23 protein-coding genes and 1 pseudogene are annotated in these 22,965 nt (G+C 34.6%); 16 read left to right on the top strand and 8 right to left on the bottom strand.

Going from position 1 to position 22,965, the window contains the following annotated elements:
* The first annotated feature begins 2 nt into the window (after positions 1-2).
* The 12 genes from ACHABU_RS16540 to ACHABU_RS16485 all read left to right on the top strand — a co-directional run bounded on the left by ACHABU_RS16540 (position 3) and on the right by ACHABU_RS16485 (position 9,989).
* Positions 3-728 (top strand): hypothetical protein, encoded by a 726-nt coding sequence (locus ACHABU_RS16540; protein WP_435766052.1) that lies wholly within the window; start codon positions 3-5, stop codon positions 726-728.
* A complete protein-coding gene (locus ACHABU_RS16535; protein WP_435766051.1) occupies positions 725-1,864 on the top strand; it encodes a peptidoglycan DD-metalloendopeptidase family protein in 1,140 nt (379 codons plus the stop codon). The genes ACHABU_RS16540 and ACHABU_RS16535 overlap by 4 nt, the downstream gene beginning before the upstream one ends.
* Before the next feature lie 22 nt (positions 1,865-1,886).
* On the top strand, positions 1,887-2,810 hold the full coding sequence (locus tag ACHABU_RS16530) for a hypothetical protein (protein WP_435766050.1): 924 nt from the start codon (positions 1,887-1,889) through the stop codon (positions 2,808-2,810).
* A gap of 313 nt (positions 2,811-3,123) precedes the next feature.
* Positions 3,124-3,456, top strand: a complete 333-nt coding sequence (locus tag ACHABU_RS16525) for a hypothetical protein (RefSeq protein ID WP_435766049.1) — start codon at positions 3,124-3,126, stop codon at positions 3,454-3,456.
* A gap of 1 nt (position 3,457) precedes the next feature.
* The gene (locus ACHABU_RS16520; RefSeq protein ID WP_435766048.1) at positions 3,458-3,928 is read left to right on the top strand and encodes a hypothetical protein; all 471 of its coding nucleotides are present in this window, start codon (positions 3,458-3,460) and stop codon (positions 3,926-3,928) included.
* A gap of 3 nt (positions 3,929-3,931) precedes the next feature.
* The gene (gene mobP2 / locus ACHABU_RS16515) at positions 3,932-5,185 is read left to right on the top strand and encodes a MobP2 family relaxase (protein ID WP_435766047.1); all 1,254 of its coding nucleotides are present in this window, start codon (positions 3,932-3,934) and stop codon (positions 5,183-5,185) included.
* A gap of 102 nt (positions 5,186-5,287) precedes the next feature.
* Positions 5,288-5,758: a restriction endonuclease gene (locus tag ACHABU_RS16510; RefSeq protein WP_435766084.1), complete on the top strand. Its 471-nt coding sequence runs from the start codon at positions 5,288-5,290 to the stop codon at positions 5,756-5,758.
* Positions 5,755-6,150 (top strand): hypothetical protein, encoded by a 396-nt coding sequence (locus ACHABU_RS16505; protein ID WP_435766045.1) that lies wholly within the window; start codon positions 5,755-5,757, stop codon positions 6,148-6,150. The genes ACHABU_RS16510 and ACHABU_RS16505 overlap by 4 nt, the downstream gene beginning before the upstream one ends.
* Before the next feature lie 27 nt (positions 6,151-6,177).
* A complete protein-coding gene (locus ACHABU_RS16500) occupies positions 6,178-6,402 on the top strand; it encodes a hypothetical protein (RefSeq protein WP_435766044.1) in 225 nt (74 codons plus the stop codon).
* Positions 6,403-6,473: 71 nt separating this feature from the next.
* Positions 6,474-7,013, top strand: a complete 540-nt coding sequence (locus ACHABU_RS16495) for a hypothetical protein (RefSeq protein WP_435766042.1) — start codon at positions 6,474-6,476, stop codon at positions 7,011-7,013.
* A 53-nt stretch (positions 7,014-7,066) separates the two neighbouring features.
* The gene (locus tag ACHABU_RS16490; protein WP_435766041.1) at positions 7,067-8,713 is read left to right on the top strand and encodes an LPD25 domain-containing protein; all 1,647 of its coding nucleotides are present in this window, start codon (positions 7,067-7,069) and stop codon (positions 8,711-8,713) included.
* A 406-nt stretch (positions 8,714-9,119) separates the two neighbouring features.
* Positions 9,120-9,989 (top strand): DUF4238 domain-containing protein, encoded by an 870-nt coding sequence (locus ACHABU_RS16485; RefSeq protein ID WP_435766040.1) that lies wholly within the window; start codon positions 9,120-9,122, stop codon positions 9,987-9,989.
* A 576-nt stretch (positions 9,990-10,565) separates the two neighbouring features.
* On the opposite strand, the gene ACHABU_RS16480 is transcribed toward ACHABU_RS16485, so the two are convergent.
* The 4 genes and pseudogenes from ACHABU_RS16480 to ACHABU_RS16465 all read right to left on the bottom strand — a co-directional run.
* Entirely contained in the window at positions 10,566-11,705 is a 1,140-nt protein-coding gene (locus ACHABU_RS16480) for a Shedu immune nuclease family protein (RefSeq protein ID WP_435766039.1), read from the bottom strand.
* 708 nt (positions 11,706-12,413) lie between these two features.
* The gene (locus ACHABU_RS16475; protein ID WP_435766037.1) at positions 12,414-12,968 is read right to left on the bottom strand and encodes an NADPH-dependent FMN reductase; all 555 of its coding nucleotides are present in this window, start codon (positions 12,966-12,968) and stop codon (positions 12,414-12,416) included.
* 117 nt (positions 12,969-13,085) lie between these two features.
* Positions 13,086-13,652: an NADPH-dependent FMN reductase gene (locus ACHABU_RS16470; RefSeq protein WP_435766036.1), complete on the bottom strand. Its 567-nt coding sequence runs from the start codon at positions 13,650-13,652 to the stop codon at positions 13,086-13,088.
* 11 nt (positions 13,653-13,663) lie between these two features.
* A pseudogene (locus ACHABU_RS16465) lies at positions 13,664-13,918 on the bottom strand (LLM class flavin-dependent oxidoreductase); the annotation flags it as partial.
* Between the two features lie 280 nt (positions 13,919-14,198).
* Here ACHABU_RS16465 and ACHABU_RS16460 point away from each other — a divergent pair.
* Positions 14,199-14,432, top strand: a complete 234-nt coding sequence (locus ACHABU_RS16460; protein ID WP_435766034.1) for a DUF2798 domain-containing protein — start codon at positions 14,199-14,201, stop codon at positions 14,430-14,432.
* A 126-nt stretch (positions 14,433-14,558) separates the two neighbouring features.
* Here the strand turns inward: ACHABU_RS16460 and ACHABU_RS16455 are convergent, their stop codons facing one another.
* Positions 14,559-15,650 (bottom strand): NAD(P)-dependent alcohol dehydrogenase, encoded by a 1,092-nt coding sequence (locus ACHABU_RS16455; protein ID WP_435766032.1) that lies wholly within the window; start codon positions 15,648-15,650, stop codon positions 14,559-14,561.
* Between the two features lie 192 nt (positions 15,651-15,842).
* Positions 15,843-16,163 (bottom strand): MerR family transcriptional regulator, encoded by a 321-nt coding sequence (locus tag ACHABU_RS16450; RefSeq protein ID WP_435766030.1) that lies wholly within the window; start codon positions 16,161-16,163, stop codon positions 15,843-15,845.
* A 324-nt stretch (positions 16,164-16,487) separates the two neighbouring features.
* On the opposite strand from ACHABU_RS16450, the gene ACHABU_RS16445 reads away from it, so the two are divergent.
* The 3 genes from ACHABU_RS16445 to ACHABU_RS16435 all read left to right on the top strand — a co-directional run bounded on the left by ACHABU_RS16445 (position 16,488) and on the right by ACHABU_RS16435 (position 19,806).
* On the top strand, positions 16,488-17,123 hold the full coding sequence (locus tag ACHABU_RS16445) for a hypothetical protein (protein WP_435766028.1): 636 nt from the start codon (positions 16,488-16,490) through the stop codon (positions 17,121-17,123).
* A gap of 300 nt (positions 17,124-17,423) precedes the next feature.
* The gene (locus ACHABU_RS16440; protein WP_435766026.1) at positions 17,424-18,797 is read left to right on the top strand and encodes an MATE family efflux transporter; all 1,374 of its coding nucleotides are present in this window, start codon (positions 17,424-17,426) and stop codon (positions 18,795-18,797) included.
* A 229-nt stretch (positions 18,798-19,026) separates the two neighbouring features.
* On the top strand, positions 19,027-19,806 hold the full coding sequence (locus tag ACHABU_RS16435) for an enoyl-CoA hydratase/isomerase family protein (RefSeq protein ID WP_435766024.1): 780 nt from the start codon (positions 19,027-19,029) through the stop codon (positions 19,804-19,806).
* 332 nt (positions 19,807-20,138) lie between these two features.
* Here ACHABU_RS16435 and ACHABU_RS16430 read toward each other — a convergent pair whose 3' ends face one another.
* Positions 20,139-21,143, bottom strand: coding sequence for a 2-keto-3-deoxygluconate permease (locus ACHABU_RS16430; protein WP_435766022.1), 1,005 nt, complete (start codon positions 21,141-21,143; stop codon positions 20,139-20,141).
* A 698-nt stretch (positions 21,144-21,841) separates the two neighbouring features.
* Entirely contained in the window at positions 21,842-22,741 is a 900-nt protein-coding gene (locus ACHABU_RS16425; RefSeq protein WP_435766020.1) for an NAD(P)-dependent oxidoreductase, read from the bottom strand.
* Positions 22,742-22,965 lie beyond the last annotated feature (224 nt).

Here is a 22,965-nt window from a genome sequence, read left to right as displayed (position 1 = left end):
ATATGCAGGAAGATAATCACGAAAAGCGAATGCAATATAAGTTTCTGTTTTTACTAATTGTGACGGTTTTCATAGCTATTATTTATATATGGAAATGGACTGCTGATGATCCAAGGGAACAAAATCCAGAGGAAATGTTTCAAAAGACCGAACAGCAAGAAGACGTAAAAAAGCCAGATGGTCTAGATGAAGAAAAAATAAATGATGCATTAATAGATGATGAAGATAAAAATTCAGAAGCACAGAAAACAGAAACAAAAGAAGAAAGTAAGCTAAATGAACAAGCGCAAATCAGTCCAGAAGATGTAAGTTTAGAACAGGAATATATAAATCAATATAGCGAACAAGAAGTGAAACAAGCGAAAGAGCAAGCAAAAAAAGTGCTTGCTCTTTATTTATTGCAAGTGACTGATTGGAATAAATGGAATGGTGCAGTCACATCAAGTTATCTTGATAATGTGAAAAAGGAAATGACAAATTTTAAAGTTAATAAGGTGAAAAGGGAACTGGATGCAATTGAACTATTTGCTTCTCAACCTTCGGAAGATGGTGAAATAACGTATGGTGCTTTCGCTACATGGCACGTGACAGTAAACGAGAAATCAACATCTCAACCGATGCAGTTATACTACATTGCTTTACAAAAGGAAGATGAAAATTGGATAGTTAATGACATGGTTACACCGAATAATCAAAGCATGGAAGGAGAAGGGAAGGGGAAGAATTGAAGCATTTAAAACAATTAGCAAAACATATTGTAAGGAAAAAGCTACTTATGGGAATAGGTAGCTTTTTAGCTGCAAGTATTATTCCTATCCTTATTTTTCTTATTCTTTGTACAATGCTGCTTGCGATTATCGGTGGGCTAAGTGGAAGTGTTGATCATCAAAACAATGAGAAGGAGAACGATGGTGAAATTGGTTTCATATGTTCCCCAACGGGTGAGTTGAATCAAGAGAAATGGAATAGTTATTTTAAACATAACAACCGTTCGGGTGTTCTTTCAGGGCATAGTGATGACATTATTGAATTATCCGAAGAGAAAGGAATAGACCCTATTCTTTTTGGTGCAATTTCTTTACATGAAACTGGTTATGGAACATCTAATGGTGTTGTCAATAAGAATAATCCTGGTGGATTGATGGATCCAGCAACGGATTGGCAAACGCTTCAACGTTTCCCTACATTGAGGGTTGGATTAGAGGCAATGGCAGTGACATTATACAATCGAATCATTGTAGATGGCTTGTTAACAATTGACCAATTAGGGGAAGTATATGCTCCGATTGGTGCAGAAAATGATCCGAATAATTTAAATAGACATTGGATACCAACCATGCAAGAATTAACCGCAAATTTAGGGGGATTAACCATGAATTGCGAAGCTAAAGATCATGATGAAATGGAATTAATCGGTGGGAAGTCTTGGGTATCTCCTCATACCAAAACAATCACATCAGGCTTTGGTTATCGTTCAGGATGTGGAAACTGTACAACATTTCATGCAGGGATAGATGTTGCAGGTTCCAGTATAAGAAATACACCGATTGTTTCTTTTGCTGATGGAAAAGTTACCATAAGTGAATCCAATGGAACGACATTTGACTCTACTTTAGATAATATGGGCAGGGGTTATGGATGGTATGTAGAAATCGATCATGGCAACGGAATTAAAACGCGTTATGCCCACATGATTAAAAAAGGTATTCCTGTTGGAAAGGAAGTAAAAGCTGGTGATGTGGTAGGTTATGTTGGTTCGACTGGTGGGTCAACTGGGCCTCATATTCATTTTGAAATTATAATTAATGGTGAGAAAGTAGATCCAATGCCTTACATCAATCCATTTTTAACAAGTGGTAAATGATTAGGAAAGGAGCAATATAAGCGTGAAAAGTAAATTAAATCGTGGAATAGAAAACAAAGTTTATATCGGAATTATGATCACACTAGGCGTTTTGTTTGGTGTGTTTTTTACGTCTAAAACATGGATGTATGATGACAGCGCAATCGCCCAAACACCCTATAACGAATCCATCAATGGATTAAGTCAAACAACATTAATTTTAAGAAGTTGGGAATATAATCCGAATAATCAACTCATGGAAGTGACGATTGAAACGGTCCATACAGGAACAGATGCAGCAGAACCAACATTCACGTTTAAAACAAAAGGAAAAGAATCAAGGGAATCCTATCCAGCAAAAAAAGTGTATGAATCCGATAATGTAATGATTGTTCAGATTGAAAATGTTCCGACTGAATATCATGTTATCGGTTTATTTGTAACGGAACATCGTGATAAAAATATACTCAAACAAGAATACAAACGACAACTGATGAATGATAGTGAAGTTGCGACAACTGCATTAGAGGAAATTAAAGAATCCGATTTACCGAAGCCAAAAGATGTGATAGTCGTTGGTGATTATCGTGAAATTGAAGTAAATAAAAATCTAGTTACAAAATCGGATAAGGCATATCAAAAGGAAACGATTATCGCAGATATGAACAGAATTGAACAAGAAATATCTATTATTATAGATGAAAATATTCCTTTCCAGGAGGAATTGGTTACAACTTTAACAAAGGACAAAAAAGACTTACAAGATGGAATGGAATTTGAAACAGAGGAAGAACAAGACGAAACAAAAAAGGAAATAGAACATAAGGAGAATACGATTTCTCATGCAAAGGAACAAATTGAACAGTACAAAACGAAGGTGAAGGAACTCCAGGAGAAATATGAAAGTCGGGAAGAAAAACTCAATGCTTTACTACAACCTGAACGTCAAACAGAAAAAGAAACATAACAAATAAAAGAACAGAAACGGCAGCAAAAGCAACAACAAGGGAAGAAAAATAAAGATAAAATACCAAATAAACAGGGGGAATGAGCATTTTGGAATCTATATGAAACCTATATATTCATTAGTAAACGGAGATGTAGAACCTATATGAAAAGTATATATTCGATTGTAAAAATGGGCTTACTGGAAAACTAGGCGCTGCCTAGTCACCCACGCAATGTGGGTACACTTTCCCCTTATCCTGTTCAACAATCCCTGTTCTTGTGAACGGGGATTTTCCTATTTTATTCATTATGTATTTAAGGAGAGGATCTGAATGGAAATAAAAATTCGTGATTTAGATGTTCGTGCAGTAAAAGTTTTGGATGAAGAAGCAAAAAAGCAAAAGGTATCAAGGAATATATTACTGAAACGAATGGTAGAGGACATGGTAAGGTTTGATGGAATTAAATTAGCAGAAAAAGAATTAGATGTGACAGTAAGTCGAGTTGCTGATGGATTGGAAATAACATTCAAACGATTAGATCATTTGGAAAAAAGAACACTGAAACTCTATTTACTTTTATGTGATGCACTTGGATTTGATCCGAAAGAAGCTGATCATATTTTAGATCAAACATTTGGTATTGACGACAAGGCTGGTGAATGAAATGAACATTACAGAAAAGAAAAAACAAGGAACATACTTTATGTTAACCTCTGAAACAAAAGAAAAAATAAAAGTGGCAGCGAATGAAAATCATATGTCCCAAGCGAATGCCCTTTCCTTAATGGTAGATGCTTATTTTGAAAGTACAGAAAAGGAACACTTACTTTTAAAAAACACTATTTCCGATTTACTGGATGACAAGTTAGCATCCATAAAAGAGAAAATGAGCCGTATTCAAGTAGCAAGTAATGTCATTGATCGTGACACAAAAATTATTCTGGAGTTCATGAACCATTACTACCTTGTGAATAAATTTAAAAACTTGATTACAACGGAAGAATTTAAAACAAAAGGAATGGACCAGGCAGAACAATTAGTGCAAAAACGAATTCATAAACAACGGAAAAAGAAATTAGATTATGAACGACTAAAAGAATTCAAGCAACAAAAGCAATCGGAAAGTCGGGAATAAAAAATGAGTCCAGCTGTTGTATTAAGAAGCAAATTTGTTACCCCCGGGTCAAGTACATTTAATAATTATATTAATTATATGGATCGTGAAGATGCGAAACAACATGTAAAAATTGGTTCTTCACCTGATAAGGAAAATGGTTTTGACGTGTTTTACAATTTCATGGATTATATGGATGATGACGAAAAACAAGGCGAATTATTTACTTCTAGTAAAGACAAGCTGAGTGACAAAGAAAAAGAAAAAGTAAAAGAACAGTTTCAACTAGCACAACAAAATGAATCACCGATGTGGCAAGATGTCATTTCTTTTGATAATGAATGGTTAGCAAAACAAGGATTATACAATCCTTATACTAATACAGTAGATGAAACGAAAATGCGAAGTATTGTAAGTGAAACAATGCATGTTATGTTAAAGGCAGAAGGAATGCAGCAATCGGCAATTTGGACTGCATCCCTACATTACAATACCGATAATATTCATGTACATGTTGCAACCGTAGAGCCCTATCCAACAAGAGAACGTATGAAGGTATTGGATAAGGATTCGAATACATGGCATGAAGAATATCGAGCTAAACGAAAGCCAAAAACGTTAGACAAAATGAAGTCCAAAGTTGCAAATATGATTTTAGAGCGTACCAACGAACGAAACAAAATAGATGAATTATTGCGTGGAACAATACGTTATAAAAAGGAGAATAACATTTCTCTGTCCTCTTTTCGTAAAACAGACAAATTATTTATAGAAGCCATGAATCGTTTGCCTGATGATCGAAAACAATGGCGTTATGGTTATCAATCCACTAATGAAGCTAGACCTTATATAGATGAAATAACAGAAATATATTTAGAACAGTTTCATCCAGAAGAGATAAACGAATTAAAGACGAAGTTAGATGAAGAAGTAGATGTGATGAAAGAAATGTACGGTGAAGAAAGTGAATATAAAAAATATAAAGAGACGAAATTAGATGATTTGAAAAAGCGTATGGGAAATACAATTCTAACGGAAATGCGTGCTATTGACAAAGAAGAAAGGACGTCAGTTTTTAAACAAAAAGTAGCAATGAGACAGCTTCATGTATTAGAAAGGGATAACCAACAAACTTCTTTTCAACGGTACAATGGCAAGGGAAACTACAATCTTCAAGTTTCTGCTATTCGATTGAAGCAAGCCATGCAGAAAACATTTCATGATTATAAAAGAGAAAGAAATATAGATGAATTTGATCGGTTGTTGGATGGTTATTAAGTTCATGAAAGGGTGAGTGGGTTGAGTCATTGGCAAAATTATATATTTAAAGGTAACGAACACCTACTTATTATATTAGGTGTTCTTTTGTTTTTGGTTTACATTTTTCCCAGCATAATAAAAGTAATCAAAAGAAGAAAATATCATTATTTAATAAAGCAATCAGGCATCAGAGATATTGACCGAATGGAAGGCTATCAATTTGAAGAGTATTTAAAAGTACTTTTCAAGTCACTGGGTTATCGACCAATGGTGACGAAAAAGTCAGGTGACTATGGAGCAGACGTGATATTAAAAGGTAAAAATAAAATAGTGATTCAAGCCAAACGGTATGGTTACAAACATAATGTGAGTCTGGATGCAGTCCGAGAAGTGTTTGCCTCAAAATATTATTACAAGGCAGACGAGGCATGGGTAATTACCAATTCATTTTTTACCAAACAAGCGAAAGAATTAGCAAAATCATGTGATGTAAAGCTATTAAACCATTATGAATTAGAAAAGTTTATTCTCAAAATTAATCCTGAACAATCTCCAGAGGAAGTAGTAAGAGGAAAGGAGTCTATTAAATGAGGTATAGAGATGGAATTCCAACAAATGATCTTACAGGCGAGGCATTATGGCAATACATTATGAAATGCGTAGAACAGGATGAGCAATTAAAAATGAAAATGGAGGAAGCTATTAAGGAAGGAACGAAAACCTTTCGTCATACATCGTTACAACAGGAAGGAATTATTCATCCCAGTACCAAACAGGAAGCTGTTATACAATTCACTTATTTTGATAAGTACGGCGCAGTTGGTGACCTTGAATCAGAAAGTGGAAAAGAGATGACAGACAAGATATTTAATTTAGGTTTTTCTTTTTGTGAAGTGGAAGATTTTCAATATACATTACTAGCTGGTGATAAGGATAAAAAGCCGATTAATAAAAGTAAACAAAACTTGGAAATAGAAATATAAAATTTGAATTCCCGAAAGGAGATAATGATGGATATGTATGTAAATGGCGAATATAAGATGGTGGACTTAGGGTATGTAAAGGAAATCAAAGAAACAAGTGTTACTTTGATTGTCGATACTGGAGAAGTAGAAATTAATGTAGATCCAATTACAAAAGATGCGATTGAAACGATTTATCACGCTGATGATGAAGCGTTAATTCCATTGGATGTAGAGAAGAAGGTAGTCATATTAGATGGTGAACCGGTATAAGTAATTACGTTTTAGTAAAGGGCTTCCAATTTTATTGGGAGTCCTTTTCTATATGTGGAAGGATGAATGTAATGAATAACGATTTAACGAGGTATCAAATTTATATTGGGAAAAGTGAGGTATATCTGATTGAGGGAGTAGAATTGGATGTTGAATTTGATTATTTATCGTCAGAGGAGCGAGCTAAAGCGATCCTTGAATTAGAGGAATACATTCAAACAGAAGGACTACATCCGATTCGGAGTGAGGATGGATATAAAGAAGTGAATGAAAATACGCTTGTTTATGTTGTAGATACAGGTGAGATTGATTATGCACCAGGATTTGAAATGGAAGAAAACCAATCAAAGGATGAACGAACAGAACGTATTTTGGATGAATTTTACAAAGAGTCCCTTTATTTTTGGAACAGAGAAAAGGAGCATGGATCAGTTCTAGGTAAAAGTCCTGAACAACTAGCCATACAGGATGTATCTTTTATTAAACATGACCCGAGAGTACCAAATGGAGATTTATTAGATGGGAATACGAAACAAATATGGATGAAAGAAAAGAAGAGTCAATTATTGGATAACAAGTATAAAGAACAAATAGCCGATATGGAAATGTAGTTGCGGGGCTTCCTGATGGGAGTCCTTTTTATTTTATGAAAGGATGATGTTTCATGAAAAGAAAAACATTTGAACAAAAAAGAGAAGAAGTGAAGCAATTAACGGAAACGATGAATCAGTCCATTGAATCCTATTTTGAAACACCTGAACAAATGGCTGAACACTTAGCGTTTATGATGCAGTTTTATCAATATTCATTGCGAAATACTGCTCTTATTCAGAATCAGTTTAGGGGCGCACGGGCAGTTGGAAGTTATAAGTTTTGGCAAGAGAAAGGATTTCAGGTGCAAAAAGGAGAAAAAGCAATTCAAATTTTAGTGCCCAATAAGACACAACCGAAATTTAAGGATGAAAATGGAAAATGGAAAAGTATTAAAAAGGCAACGGAACAGGATAAAGAATTGATAAAAAAAGGAGATTTAGAGAAAAATAAAAGTGAGTTATATTTTGCTAGGGGAAGTGTTTTTGATGTATCACAAACAGATGCAAAAGCTAACAATCTCCCGGATAATTTCCCGAATAGATGGTTAGAGGGTGACGTAGCAAACTATCAAGATATGCTAGAAGCGATGAAAAAGGTGGGAAACAACCTGAATGTTACAATTGGTGAGCCATTGGAGGAATTAGGGGCTGCCAAAGGTGTCTTTTATCAAGGTGTAGATGGTAGAAATAATCATATTGGTTTAAATCCACGTAATGGTGAATTGCAGAATGTGAAAACGTTGATACATGAATTAGCCCATGCTAAGTTGCATAGTACACCTGAGAAACATTTCAGCCTTTCATCAGAGGAAAAGGAATTCCAAGCAGAAATGACGGCTTATGCAGTTGCATCGTACTTTGGTATTGATACGAGTGATTATTCTTTGGGCTACCTTGCTAACTGGACACAAGGAAAGGAATTAAATGATAAAGCGAAGTTGTTACAAGAGGTAAGAGAAACAGCAGTTGAGTTTATTGAGATTATGGAGCCTGAATTAATAAAAGAGCAGGAAAAGAAAATCAATGGCGAAAAAGATAGGGTGGTCGATATGATTGTTAATGAAAGGTACCTGTTAATAGAGTATGACCGGCTTAATCAAACAAATAATATGTTTGTATCTAAAAATAAAGTGCATGAGTTTGTCGTGGACAAATTAGAAGCATTAGCAGAAGAAAAATGGAGAAATTTATATTACGACGGTAAAATAACAAATGTTGATTCATTGAAAAATGAAGAATTAAAGGATAAAGAATACATTGAAAAATTTAATCATGTTTTTCGAGAGACCCATGCTTTGGTAGATATGGATACCTTAAAAGAACCAGCAATTTTAATTAAATGGTCAGAAAATAATAGATTTGAGCCAAATCAGTTACTGTCTTATATTGAAGCAAATAATTTGGTTGAAAGACTTTCAGTAAACAATGGAGGAGAACATAGGTATGATAAAACAAGATATAATATCATATTTCCTAAAGAATTAAGAGACGAAAAAGGTAATGTAGTATTAAATATGGATCGTTTAGATATTGGAGATGGTCACTATATTAATATTCATCATCAAGTGAGAACTGAAGCTAAAATATATATGTCAGAAAATCAATGGCAGGAATTAGAAGAAGTAATCACAAATGATTTAATTCGAAAAGAAACAAAAGAGGTAAATGAATGGGCAAAGAAAAACAGAAAGAAAATAGAGAGTGAAATGGAGATGTGAGGGCTTTTGGATGGTATTTATCTTCATAAGTTTCCCACCTGTTGAGGAAGCCATTTTGGTCAATCTTTTTTCAATATGGATTCTTTTTATTTATCGTGAGATATATTTATTTGGCGAAGTGTTTTTGATCAAAATTTTCTTTAACTTATTGAAACTGGCTTGAGCGCTTCTAAATTAATTGGTTTAGAAAGGTATGCTCCATGTTACAGACATTATTGAGCTAGCTATCTCAAGTATTGTAAGCCCGAGAAATCTTACAAGTTTAAGAGTATTATGAGGAATCTTTGAGCATACTTCTGGGGAACACTCATAGGTTTTCTTCAACAAAGGAGACAATTACGAGCAGGTTAGCATATTTGATATAATTATAGAAAAGTGACGATTATTCTTAAGGGGGTAATAATTTTTGAGTCTACCAGTTAAACAGCATATTGTTCCTAAAACATATTTAAAACAATTTACGTCAGACGACCAAAATATATGGTTGTTTCAGAAGGATACAAAGCACTTCAGAGAGCAAAGTATTAGTAAAGTGCCAATAATAAAGGACTTCTATACTGTTACTGATCGTGAAAAAGGTGGTAAGAAACTTTATGATTTTGAGTACTTTCTAGCTAACGAAATAGAGCCACTCTATCAGCCCTATATTGAACAGTTACAACAAAGTGAAATGTTAAATGAATTAGAGAAAAAGCAATTTGCTTACTTTGTATCACCTCAAAAGTTAAGAACAGTTAGCATGAAGGATAAAATAATAAATGAAATAGAAAGAGCATTTAGGTATGGTGAAGCTGGTGAATGGTTTGATAAAACTTCAGTTGAACAGTTTACTCAAAGCTTTTACGAGAATGGAAAAGAAATTACATACGAGGAGTTTATTAAAAAGGCGAATGGAAAACTTGAAGAAGTTTCACTAGATATTAGCAAAGATTGCTTCGTTCAATTTCTACCCGAGAAAATGATAGAGTTTGCTGAAACGCTTGCTTCTCAGAACTGGAGCTATCTCATAGCACCTAAAGGGAGATACTTTATTACCTCAGACAATCCAGTTATTTTAGATAGTGAGATTGAGGATTCTACCTTTCCCATTGAAGGCGGTGTTTTCCCATTAACTACACAATTAGCTCTCAATATTAATTCACCAGAAGAGAAATTTAAAGTATTGGGCGCTAAGGAAGTAAGAAAGATTAATCAGCAAATAGTAAAACATGCTGACAGGTTTGTCTTCTCTCTTAATGAAAGTATTCTAAGAAGTAATATAAAAAAGCATTTGTGAGTTAAAAAGAGAACTCTTGAGCTAGGTCTCTTTAATGTGGCAGGGTGTTTTTTACTTGTGCCCCATTAGTACCACGTTGTTCCCATTCAATCATTATTTACTCATATATTTTCTGGTGAATTTGGTTGATTAAGTAATCTACAATAGGTTGTTAGAATTAAAACAATATGAATAGCTTTATGATAAAGTTTGATAAAAAACCAGTGGAATCTAAACAAAATAGGATCTTGGTGATTACAGCCAATGAAATGTACTACTCGAGACATGTTTTTACCACCTGGTGACAAAGCCTGTATCACTTCATATGTTTTGTATAATTAATGAGCACGCCTAGGTGTGACATTGCTTATAAAGGAGTGTTTTATATAATTCATTATCGAAAGATATAAGAACTACACGCTGTGGGGGATCAGTTCGAGGGGCATTATCGCAAGTACGGGGAACTCTCATCAAAATATTTTGTGCATTACTAGCCAGTGGCTCTCTCCCCCGCACTTATTTTTACATGGATTAAGATTTATATCAATGAATGGGATAGTGATAAAAATGGCATAGAAAAAAGGAGGTTAACTTCCTTTAAACTTCCTTTGATAATAAATCTATTAAGTGTTTAATTTTCATAAACAATTCATCAAAAGTAATAACTATGACATTTTTTAATTCTTTTCTATATAGTTCAAATGAATGTTTTAGGGCAGGTTTATCCAATGTATCAAATCTTCCCGAGATTACTACACAGCTTGGATTAATTACATCAAAATCAATGGGTTTCTGACTTCTGATGTTGTTAACTAATATTTGTGTATATTCACTTTGTAGAGATCCTTTATATGTCAGCACCTGACTAACTGCACCAGCCAAATCCTTGTGTACAGAATGTACCCCTGCTCTATATTCAGTTGTATTTAACAAGGTAGTGGAAGGGTTTTTAATTTCTATTAAAACTGCATCTTTTGAAAATGGATTAGTGTAGAGGAAGTCCACAACTTTACCTTTATCATTATTTGTAGTTTTTCCTCCAACAAAAGCCTCATTATCAATAAGTACTGTTGGGTTAGAGAATATTTGACTTAAAATCCAAGTATTTTCTTTAAGTAAGTCCTGCCAAAACTTTTCAGAGCGGTTGTCTTTATTTTCTTCCCAAACAGATAGTATTTTTTTTAGATTTGCAATACCAACTAAAGAATTTAATTGGTCTAAATCCTTTTCCCCTAACTTGAGAAATTTATCTACTATTTTTTCGGAGTTATCAGTGTTTACAACCCACTCCAATGTTTGCTCCAAAAGCTCCCCTTTATTATCACTTAATAATTGAGTGAATAGCTCATTGTTACCTTCAAACAAATCAATTACCTTTTCAAGATCAGTATTTGCCTTGAAGAAAGTGTAGCTTCCATACCTTACTCCATATTCTTCATGGATTGTGTAATACTTTTTTATTTCAGTAAAGAGAGTGAGCATTTCTTCTGAGCCGATTGCAAGTTTAATCCACTCATCTGCTTTTAGTTTATTTAATTCTAATTCCTTGTGGTCTTCCCACTGGTCCTTGCCTTTCTTCTTTTGAAAAATAAAACACCCCTTTACAGCTGCATTAGAATTATTTATGTTATTGACTATCTCTGGTCTAAACACAAGTTTTGTTGAAGTTGTTTGTCTGAGAATGATATCCTCTCCTGTCCCAGAATTTATTGAAGTTGTTTGAATTGATATGGTCATCTTATTTCCTCCTTTTTATATTGCTGCTATTGGTAAATTATACCATTATAATATACAATTAAGAAGATAATTGATGTAAAATTCCGAAATCAATTAAGGGATTATCTACAATACATGGAGGGAAAACGACCTATCAGAGAAGGACTTTATTCAGTTGTAAATTTATAAACAAAGCAATGGAGTGAATTAAAAGATGCTTTGTATAAAGACAGCCATTGGACACGACAATTCCGATGGCTGTTTATTATCGTGGGCTTTACTAGTCAGTGGCTCAAAACTCCGTTACAGCCGGCTTATTCCGTTCGTTATACTCCAATGCTGACTAACTAATGGTGTAGAAGGAATCCCAACGGTTAAGTAAAATTAATCTGTAGAGTCCTATCCGTTCAATGGTACACTCGTTGGCAATGAGTGGTATAATCCGTGGAAAATCGCTGGTAAAAACTATGGCAGCAGTGGTACATTCTCGTGGCTGTAATCATCCTGGGTGGAATAATGTAGGGATTACCATCAAAACATTGATAATACTAACCAAGAAAGTTTTATAGCAATGAACCTACATATGTCACTTTAAGTGTTATTTTGCACCTATTTTTAAACGCTATTTTGCATTATAGGTAAATATAAAGAGCCCAATTTTCTCAGCATTAAAATTGAGAAATTGGACTTTTAGCGTTACTTTGGAAAAGCGTCTGACTGCTTAATAAACTAAGCTTGATATTTCTTAATCAAATCTACAAACGTATATACAAACGACTGTAAGAATTCAACAGTCCCTTCGTTTTTAACTTTGCCGTTTTCATCCAATAAAGCTACAACATTACTAATATAAGCTTCTGGTTGTTGAACCAAAGGCATATTTAAGGCTATAAGGATTTGACGTAAATGATGGTTTGCACCAAACCCACCCAGATTACCAGGAGATTGACTGATAATGGCTGCTGGTTTACCACTCCAAATATTCGCTCCATAAGGACGTGACCCTATATCTAGCGCATTACTTAATACAGCAGGTACAGAACGGTTATATTCAGGTGTTACAAATAAAATAGCGTCAAATTCCTTTATTGTATTACGAAATGATGTATATTCTGTTAAAACATTATCTTTATCATCAAAATCTTGATTATAAAATGGCAGATTTCCGATTTCTACAAATTCTGTCTCATATCCTTCAGGGAATAGAGCTGCGACATTCGTTGCAATTTTTTCAGAGAAAGATTCTTTCCGCAGACTACCAACTAAAATACCGATTTTTGTCATTTAATATCATCCTTAATATACTATTATTTTTAATAAAAAATGAAATACTTTACCTATTTTATATTTCTCATTCCAGTTCTTGCTATTTAAAAAGGTTCCTCAAAAGTCGATTAATCATTAAAAACCATATGCAGCCTCTTTTTCTTCACGGATCTTTGTATAGGTTTCAGTTAGTACTACAGTGTCTTCAACCAATCGGTCAATTCTGAATAGCACATCATCATTTATGATTTCCTTTCTATGGAAATCTTGTTCTTCCACAAAAACATACGTCTGAACAATTTGTGCCTTCATATAACCCAAAATAGGTTTTAATTGGTTTTCGGCAATTAAATAATGCTTTGGAGACCCAGCAGTAACTAGGATGCTGGTTACTTTATGCTGAAGTGCATCAACAGGTAGTAAATCAAAAATGTTCTTCAATGTAGCCGGTATGGAGGCTTGAAATATAGGCGTTCCAATAATAACGGCGTCAGCTTCCATAATTGTTTTCGTTATATATCCTGTGTCGCCTTCGTATTCTAAATAATTACGTCCATCACTAAACTCCACGTCATATTCTGCTAAATCAATTAATGATGTTTGTGCGTCCGGATACTCTTCAGTAATGGCTTTCTTCGTATAATCTATTGCTGTCCTTGTCTTTGAGCCGACTTTCGAACCTGATAACAGTACAATTTTCATATTCTCAGCTCCTATTTCTTTGCAGTATATTTTTTAATTGCGGGTAGAATTTCTGTTCCAATTAGCTCAATATTTTTCATTATTTTTTCAAATGAAACCCCGCCGGAATCCACTTGTGCGAAGAAACGTTGGTGGCCCAATAGCTCATGCTGATAGAGAATTTTTTCTATTATCTGTTGAGGACTTCCAACGATAAGAGAATTTCGAACATCTGCAGCTTGAGCAAATTGTTGTTTTGGATAACCAACACCGCGCATCTCTTTCATCACATAATCTAACGGAGCAGGATTATTCAATAAGGGCAGGACAATTATTATGCTATAATAAGGATGGAAGTATTTAAAGAAAAGCTCTAAGTTACAAGTGTTAGAAGTCTAATAAAAAATTTCATAAATTGAAAAAACAATAGACTATGAAAAGCCTGTATTAAAGAAGATGATATCTCAATATGATGCAGTTTATATAAAAATCATATAAAGGTGATATCGCTAATCAAGGAGAGAGCCAATAGGGATTACTTATTTTGGGGAGGTTTAAGGGGTAAAGTTGAAAATTAATATAAAATATAGAAGACTCATTTTTGCATTCTTTATGTCTTTTAGTATGAGTTTGTTTATTTCATTTATTATGGTATCAATAAACGTTGGTTACAATAGTCTTTTTCTACAAGAATGGTTAAAAACTTGGGGGATGGCATTTATGATTGCTTACTTTGGAGCATACTTTTTCCCAAGAGTGATAGTAAAAATAATGGATAAAATTGTTTTTGAAGAAAATTAATTTTATTATTTGTATCACTTCAAGGTTATAATTGATTTAATAAGGAATTAGGTACATCAGAAAAAACGCACATACTAGACTTATCTAATCTAGTATGTGCGTTTTTTATTTAAAATGGTTAAATGATTAATGCGCAATCTTTACGATTGGTTTGATTGTGATGCCTGTTTTTGAATCTTCAAATGCTTGGTTGATGTCTTCAAAATCATAGAATTTTACTAATTTATCGAATGGAAATTTTCCTTCTTTATAGTATTGGACTAATTTAGGAATGTGTAATTGTGGCACTGAATCACCTTGAACTGTTCCAATAATGCTTTTACCTTCCATCAAGATGTCATTCGTAAAGTTTAATGTAACATCTCCACCCATCCCTACGATTGCAACTTTACCAGAAACACGTAATGCAGCAACAGATTGTTTAATTACTGGCGTTGCTCCTGTAGTTTCTACAGCGTAGTGAGAACCACCGTTTGTAATTTCTTTAATTTCTTTAACAACATCTACTTCTTTACCATTTAATGTATGAGTAGCACCAAGTTCTTTTGCAAGGTCTAAACGACTTTGGTGAAGATCGACAACAATAATATGTTTTAAGCCCATGATTTTCGCAGCCATGACCGCACTTAAACCAACTGCACCACCACCGTAAATAACAATAGATGTACCAGGTTCTGGGTTTAAACTGTTCATAACGGTACCACTACCAGTTTGAATGCCGCATCCTAATGGGCCTAGTAATGCTAAATCAACGTCTTTATCTACTTTTACGACATTATTTTTATTTGCAATTGAATATGTTGCGAATGAAGATTGACCAAAGAAAGTAGAAAGTGCATGATTATGTTGATGAATACGGTTAGAACCATCTTTTGACTTTCCACCGAAGTTTAGTTCTACTGTTCTTTCACATAAATTCTGGTGACCTGTTAAACATTGTGAACACTCGCCACAGTAAGAATAAGAAAGAACAACATGATCTCCTACTTGTACATTCGTAACACTGGACCCAACTTTTTCTACAATTCCAGCACCCTCGTGACCAAGCACAGCGGGGAAGGGAGCGCCTCTACCATTTATTGATTCTGCATCAGTATGACACACGCCAGTAGCAACGATTTTAATTAAAACCTCTTCAGCGCCTGGATCCGTTAGTTCTACGTCTTCTATTTTTAATTCTTCTCCGACAGTTTTTGCAACAGCAGCTTTAATTTCCATATTTTTCTCTCCTAATGATTAATTTGTATTGAATTGAAATATTTTTAATTAAATATAAATATATCTTACTCTTAATGTGTTGTTTTTACAATTAAATTGCTCAATAGGAAGATGCTTAATCTCAGGCTCTAAAAACACCATTCAGGACTTGCCTGGTGTTTTTATATTTTGAAGTTTTTGTTTAGGATCAAGCTATTTAGATTCATTATTATTTGATGAATTTGCTAACTTATCAAATGCTTGACTCATGTTTTTCATTCGGACTTCTACTTTTTTTGCTGCAGCATCAAGCGTAAACCCTTCTTCAATTAGTTCCTGAATAAAAATAATTTTTTTTATGTTCCAGAAATCAAACCTTCTAGTAGCTCCTTCGGCATCTTCTACAGAAGTAATAACCCCTTTTTCCTCCCAATAACGGATTTTTCGTGTTGGTACGCTAGTTATGTCTGAAACTTCTCCGATGCCAACAACTAACTTTTTAATTAATGGATCTGGCTCATTTAAATTAGTCATACTGTCACCTCCGATACCTTGTGTAACTATTTTACAATAGTAGTAGATAATTTACAAACAAAAAAGCTATTTATTGACTTAAGTTGTAACTAGGTTACAATAAGTGTAGTTAATGTTCATTCGTCGTATGTATTCTCATGGAAAAAGATTATTTATGCCTACCATTAAAAGTTAAAAATGAATAAAAGGGGTGAAAATATAATTCTACTAAGGTGTTTAAGTTATATTAGGAAATTCCGTTAGCTAATCGCTATCTAATTAAATAGTGTCTACAAATCATTTTAGATTCTAAGCTTAATAAAAAAATAAAACGAGGTGTCATCAATGAGCCAAACAGAGCAAAACAACCAAGAAGAAATAAAGGAAGAACGATATCAAAGTGCATTGAGCAAAGTCCTTGAAACTATATCTATTCCCCTGGGTTATGAATTTAAGGAGGTTAGGAGTGAAAGGCAGAATAAAGATGATGTTTGGGTATTTCGTTATGAAAAATCAAATGGAGACAATAATGGATTAGGTGGGGAACATTTTTCTTTTACAGTTAATCAAGATAGTTATCGAATTTTAGGGACGATATGGATGGACCGACGCTTTGTTACAGGTCAGCAACTTCCTTCTAGTCAAGAAACCCTACAAATTTCAAAAACATTTATTGATCAGACTCAGCCTGGTTTATTTGAACGATTAGAGAATACGTGGATCCGTCCAGAAGATACAGCCATTATGGTAGATGGTGAAAAAATGACAGTTACTGGTATGAGATGTAAGTTCTATGCACCGCTTGAAAATAGATGGGCTTGGGTAATCGTTGGTCCAGATAAAGATATTATTTCATTCGAGCAAGAAATGGTATGGATAGGTGGGCGAATATCTGAAATGTGGTTACATGATAGTTGGCTTTTAAAAGGCGGAGATTCTTCTATTAAATCCAAGATTAAAGGAATATTTTCTAAGTCTTAATAATCATACATTCTACAGTACTAATATAAATAGGAAAGATGTCAATATAATCAAGAGTTGTAATAATAGTAAAGTAGTTTCTAATAGATATCCATTACACATATTAGAATTTGCTTAATATGTGTATTTTCTTTATTAGATGTTCGTGCCTTTATAATAGCGGGTGAGCTGTGACATGTTTTAACGAAGGGTTCAGATTTTGGCAGCATGCTTTGCGAGGGAAATTAATTATAGAATAAATTTGGTGTCTGTCTACGTATTGTGATTACTTAAGACGGAATGAAATAAGGAGTGTTATTTTTGTCGCAACAAGATTTTACGAAGGGTTCAATTATAAAGCAAATGGTCTTTTACTCAGGACCTATTATGCTAGCGAATTTATTACAAGCCTCTCTGCAAATCATTAATAGCCTGTGGGTTGGTAATCTAATAGGAGCGAATGCGCTTGGTGCGGTTGCCATTTCGTCTACTGTTTTGGTAACAGTGCTTGCGTTTATTATTGGAATCAATAATACAACATTAACGATCATATCCCAACAAAAGGCAAGAGCAGATGATAAAGGTTTAAAAACATATTTAAATGCCTTTGTTGTGGTTCTTGGATTGTTATCCATTCTCTTTGGTATTGTTGGTTATTTATTTACTGAGCAAATATTGGTCTTCTTAAACACTCCACAAGAAATGTTACTTGAAGCGAAGAGTTATTTACAAATTAATTTTATAGGTATTTTATTTTTAATGGGTTACAACTTTATCGCTACTGTGCTTAGAGCTTTGGGTGATAGTAGAACACCATTGAGGTTTGTAATGATAGCAGTTGTTTTAAATACTATTTTAGCTCCTTTATTTATTTCAGTTTTCAAATGGGGGATAGAAGGAGCAGCATTGGCAACAGTATTAGCGCAAGGAGTCTCATTCTTGGGCGGACTATGGTATATACTGCGTTTTAAACTTGTACCGTTTACGATACCTAGTTTACCAAAAAGGGAAGATGTTTCGCTGATTTTAAAACTTGGAATTCCCTCAGGACTACAAATGATGGTCGTTTTTGCAGGTGTGACTGCGATTATGACCGTCGTGAATTCTTTTGGTGGGGGCGTTGTTGCTGGATTTGGTGCTACTCAAAGAATTGATAGTTTGATTACACTTCCTGCTATGGCATTAGGTACAGCAGTTAATAGTATGGCAGGGCAAAATATCAGTATTAACCAATGGGGTCGCGTACGTGAGATTGCGAACATTGGGACTGCTTTTAACATTGTCGTTATGCTTACGATTACTAGTCTTGTCTTTCTATTTGCTGAACCTTTAACGAGGTTGTTTATTCAAGAGGAGCAGGCGGTTACATTTGGTACGGATTATTTAAGAATTGTTGCTTTTTTCTACCCTTTCCTTGGAATTAACTTTATTTTAAATGGAGTTGTTCGTGGTTCGGGTGCGATGTTTCAAGTTCTAGTGCTAAACATTCTTTCACTTTGGGTTCTCCGCTACCCTCTAACTTCCATTTTTTCTTCTTTAATTGGTCAGAGTGGTGTTGCCTTAGGAATGGGAGTAAGCTTTGTCATTAGTAGTATCTTTTCTTTTGCTTATTATCGATGGGGAAATTGGAGAAAGAACCAATTGTTTGAAGATGAAAAAAAAGATGAGTTGGATTTAGCATCTTTAAAAGATTAAACATAAACATAAGCATAAGCAACGAAGAAGACTTATCTCTTGATGTAAAGGGAATCAAGAGTTAATATAAATTATGAAAGAAACTTCAGAATAAAGTGAAATGATCTGAGCATTTCACTACATAGATGGTTGATCATCTGCCTTGGCAAGGGCTCAATGACCGATGCCCGAGCTAAATATTGAAATGCCATATCGTAATTATTATAAATCATTCTTAGGAGGGGAAATAATGAATTATCAATATTTACTTTGTGATATCGAAAATAAAGTAGCGGTTGTAACGATCAATCATGCACCAGGAAATAAATTGAATACACAAGTTTACCAAGAAATTACCCATTTAATAGGGGAATTGGAGGAAAATCAAGATGTCCATGCGCTTGTGCTCACCGGTGCTGGTGATGAGGCATTTGTAGCTGGAGCAGATATTAATGAAATCTTGGAAATGGATACAGTTGGAATGATGGATTTAACTCAGCTTACAAGAATTGCCTTTTCAAAAATTGAAAATCTGAACAAACCTGTAATCGCTGCAATTAATGGAGTGGCACGTGGTGGTGGATTTGAGCTGGCTTTATCGTGTGATTTGCGTATTGCCTCCAAAAAAGCGCAATTTTCTTTTCCTGAAATCAATTTAGGAGTCATCCCGGGAGGCGGTGGTACACAACGCATCCAAAAAGTAGTTGGACAAGGTACTGCAAACGAATTACTATATTTTGGGGAAGCGATTGATGCTGAAAGAGCCTACCAGTTACAGATTGTAAACAAAGTGGTTGAACATAATGAACTTCTATCCACAGCAAAAGATTGGGCTGAAAAACTAGCGCAGAAGGCACCTGTCGCATTAAGAATGATGAAATTAGCTGTACATACAGGATCTAATGTGGATCTTGAATCAGCTTTAACGATTGAAGCAACCTGCTTTGATGGCGTCTTTGCGACACAAGATCGCAAAGAGGCTATGACTGCATTTGTTGAAAATAGGAAACCTCTTTATGTTGGTAAATAAATTATTATAAGCTAAAAAGATATGTTTCTAGTTAACGCCTTTTAGGCTATCATTATTCTGAATTATCTTGGAATGAGGTAGCCTATTTTTGAATTCCTTCCTCGTTATAGTGATCCATATATCCACCTGCTATAACTGGACTTAAGTTTTGGGGGTGAATCTACAGACGGTACAAATCGTATACATCAACACGATCAACTAGTTTCAACATTCTTTGGACAATCCTCTTTCGCAACATACTTGAAGGAGGTGTTTTTTAATGTGGAAATCAAAATGACCCCACAAAAGGTTCTGAAAGAACTTTTTGTGAGGTCGTGATAAATTGCTTCCATTTATCTCCCCACAACATCTAATTCTTGGTTTTCCAGTTGTTGCTGGGTTTTGTTTTGTTTGCCATATCGCTTTGCTAAAAAGGAAACATAAAGTGGCAGCAGTATTCCCGATGTTACACAAGCTGCAGCAATCTGCACAGTAGCAATTCCTACTTCAGATGCAAAAGCTGTACTTACCGTAGCGATTGCAGCAGGTGTAGCGATTGAATTTCCAGCAACTGCACCTTCGGCTACACCGACAATTGGATTCCATCCCATTTTTTTAAAAATAATAGCACATGCAGTTCCAGTGAGAAGGACAGTTAGTACACCTAAAATAACACCTGCCAAACCGCCTTCCAGAATTGCTCTTAAATCAATTCCCATCCCCATTCCGAATGCCATAAAAGGAATAAGTGCGTCGACACCTTTTGATAAGAACTTTCTCATATCAGGGTCCAGATTACCTAAAACCATACCCAATATGAGCGGGAAAAGAACAGCGACGAAATCCATCAATGAGAATAGATGGCCACCTACTCCCATTGATCCAACCATCGTTAAAGCTAGCATCGTAAAAAAAGGTCCATCATTCAATGATAGGATACCGATCGCAGCTCTGTCATCTTTTTCCCCAAATTGGCTTGCAATGGCGATATACATCGTACCGTTACTATTTGTCATGGCTGCAATGATGGCAAGAGGGGCCAGACCTAAAAATAAACCACTTGGGCCGGCCATCCAGAAAGCAAGTATACCCAATGATGCGCCAATAACCCATTTTGTAACCAGCATCGTTGTTCCTTTTGCCAGAGCTCCCTTTGCCGTCTTTAAATTAATTTCAGCTCCTATACAGACAAAATAAAAGCCGACAAGCGGAACAACTCCATTAACAAATAGTCCTTCTGTAAAACCACCAATCCGCAATAAGTCGGGAGCAAAGCTGTTAACGAGTACACCTAGGAATAAAGGAATTATCATTATTCCGCCAGGGATTCGGTCTAAAGATTTTTTTATTGGTATCATATATTATTCCCCATTTCCATTGTTAGTCCATTAATTTTAAATCTATAAAAAGGTAAAAAGACTTTGCTAGAGAATATTTAATCTCAGCGTCCTAGCAGTGATTAAGCTTTCTTTTGTTCGGAATACTTTTAGACATAGTATTCGTCTTATCAAAAATGCAAAAAACCAATACGCTCTAAATAATAACTGGAAGATTAGAAAATATACTTCATCTTATCAGTCCGACTGATAAGATAAAGTGTTGTAAGCCCTTACAAACGATGTCGGTATTGTTTACCATCACTTGATGCAATCATACTTTAAGATCGTTATATTATCAGACAAGTAACAACACTTCATGTTATCGGATTTTAAGGAAAGGAAAGTGATATAATTCCTTACAATGGAATACTAACAAATAATCTTAATTTGTATACGGAGCCTTTAAAAATTAGATTGTATCAAATGATCAATGGTGTGATTTCCCTATAACAATAGTGAAAATAAAATTATAACTATAAAAAAGAAAGAAGTCTAAAATGTAAAAACATAATGACTGAAATATTAGATGATGCAATAGTCATTAAAAAACACAAAGGATTTGTTCCGATATACTTGGAGAAAATAAAATGATTTATAGAAATAACCAGTACAGACTGCTTGTACGGGTTATTTCTATTTTTGAAAATGCACCTATTATAAACCGCTTTCAATACCGATTAAACAGGTTCAGCTGTATAAGGTGTATCATAAATGCGGCCTGATTTTCTATTCTCTTTATCTCTTTTCTCTAATTCCGAATCTGAAAGCTGCCAGCAAAGTCCGCCGATCGGCAGGGATAGATCGATTGCATTTGCTGATTCTACAGCGAGCTTGATATCTTTTGTTAAAAATGTATAGACATCTTTTGTTCCAGCTAATGAATGCGTTTGCATCATATTCCCAAAATAATCCCAGTTCTCAACAATGTAACTGTTTCCGGTGCTCAGTCCGGCAACTTCCATTAGCTGTTCTTCTGTAATTCCGTAACCTTTTGCTAATTTAACGGATTCTAATGCAATTAAGTTATTACAGAGTGCCATGAGATTATTTGCCAGTTTGATAGCTTCTCCAGATCCAGTCGGCCCTACATAGAAAATACTGCTACCGATACAATTTAAGATTGGACGAATTTGCTCAAACAACTGTTTATCATTACTGCCAACCATAAATGTAAGGGTTCCTTCAATTGCACCTGGTTCTCCTCCGCTCATTGGAGCATCAATGATATTGACTCCTTTTTTGTTTGCCAGCTCTGCCATAGAAAGAACGGTTTGTGGGTTAATACTACTGTTAATAACAATCAGTTTCTCAGGTGTCGCATATTCTAATAATCCGTCTTCACCTGCGATAACCGATTTCACTTGATCATCCGTCATGACGGCTACAAATACGGTTTGACTTGCCTCCATTAATTGTTTTAAGCTTTCGGCAGGTTTTGCGCCAAAAGCTACCACATAATCTAAAGCTTCTTGTTTCATGTCATAGACAAACACTTCATAGTCATTTTTGATTAAGTTATGAACTAAGTGTCTTCCCATCGTTCCAACTCCAATAAATCCAATTCGACCTTTACTCATATCTACATATTCCCCTTTCCCTATCTTCTTGTTTCCCTTCAACTATCAGACCTACCTGAATTTCAACTCTTTGAATGGTATTAAAAGGATACTACTATTCTGTAATTGCCCACCCGATACTTAGAGCAATAATTTATCGAGAGACATTTATTCAAAGAATGAAAAAGTTCTGTCGTTTTACCTGATTATAGAATTTATAACCTTATATGATAAACAATATATAC

Source organism: Oceanobacillus sp. CF4.6, assembly GCF_051262635.1.
In the GTDB taxonomy this organism is placed as follows: Bacteria; Bacillota; Bacilli; order Bacillales; family Amphibacillaceae; genus Oceanobacillus.
The sequence above is the reverse complement of the archived record's forward strand: the minus strand, read 5'-3'. Positions and strand labels throughout refer to the sequence as shown.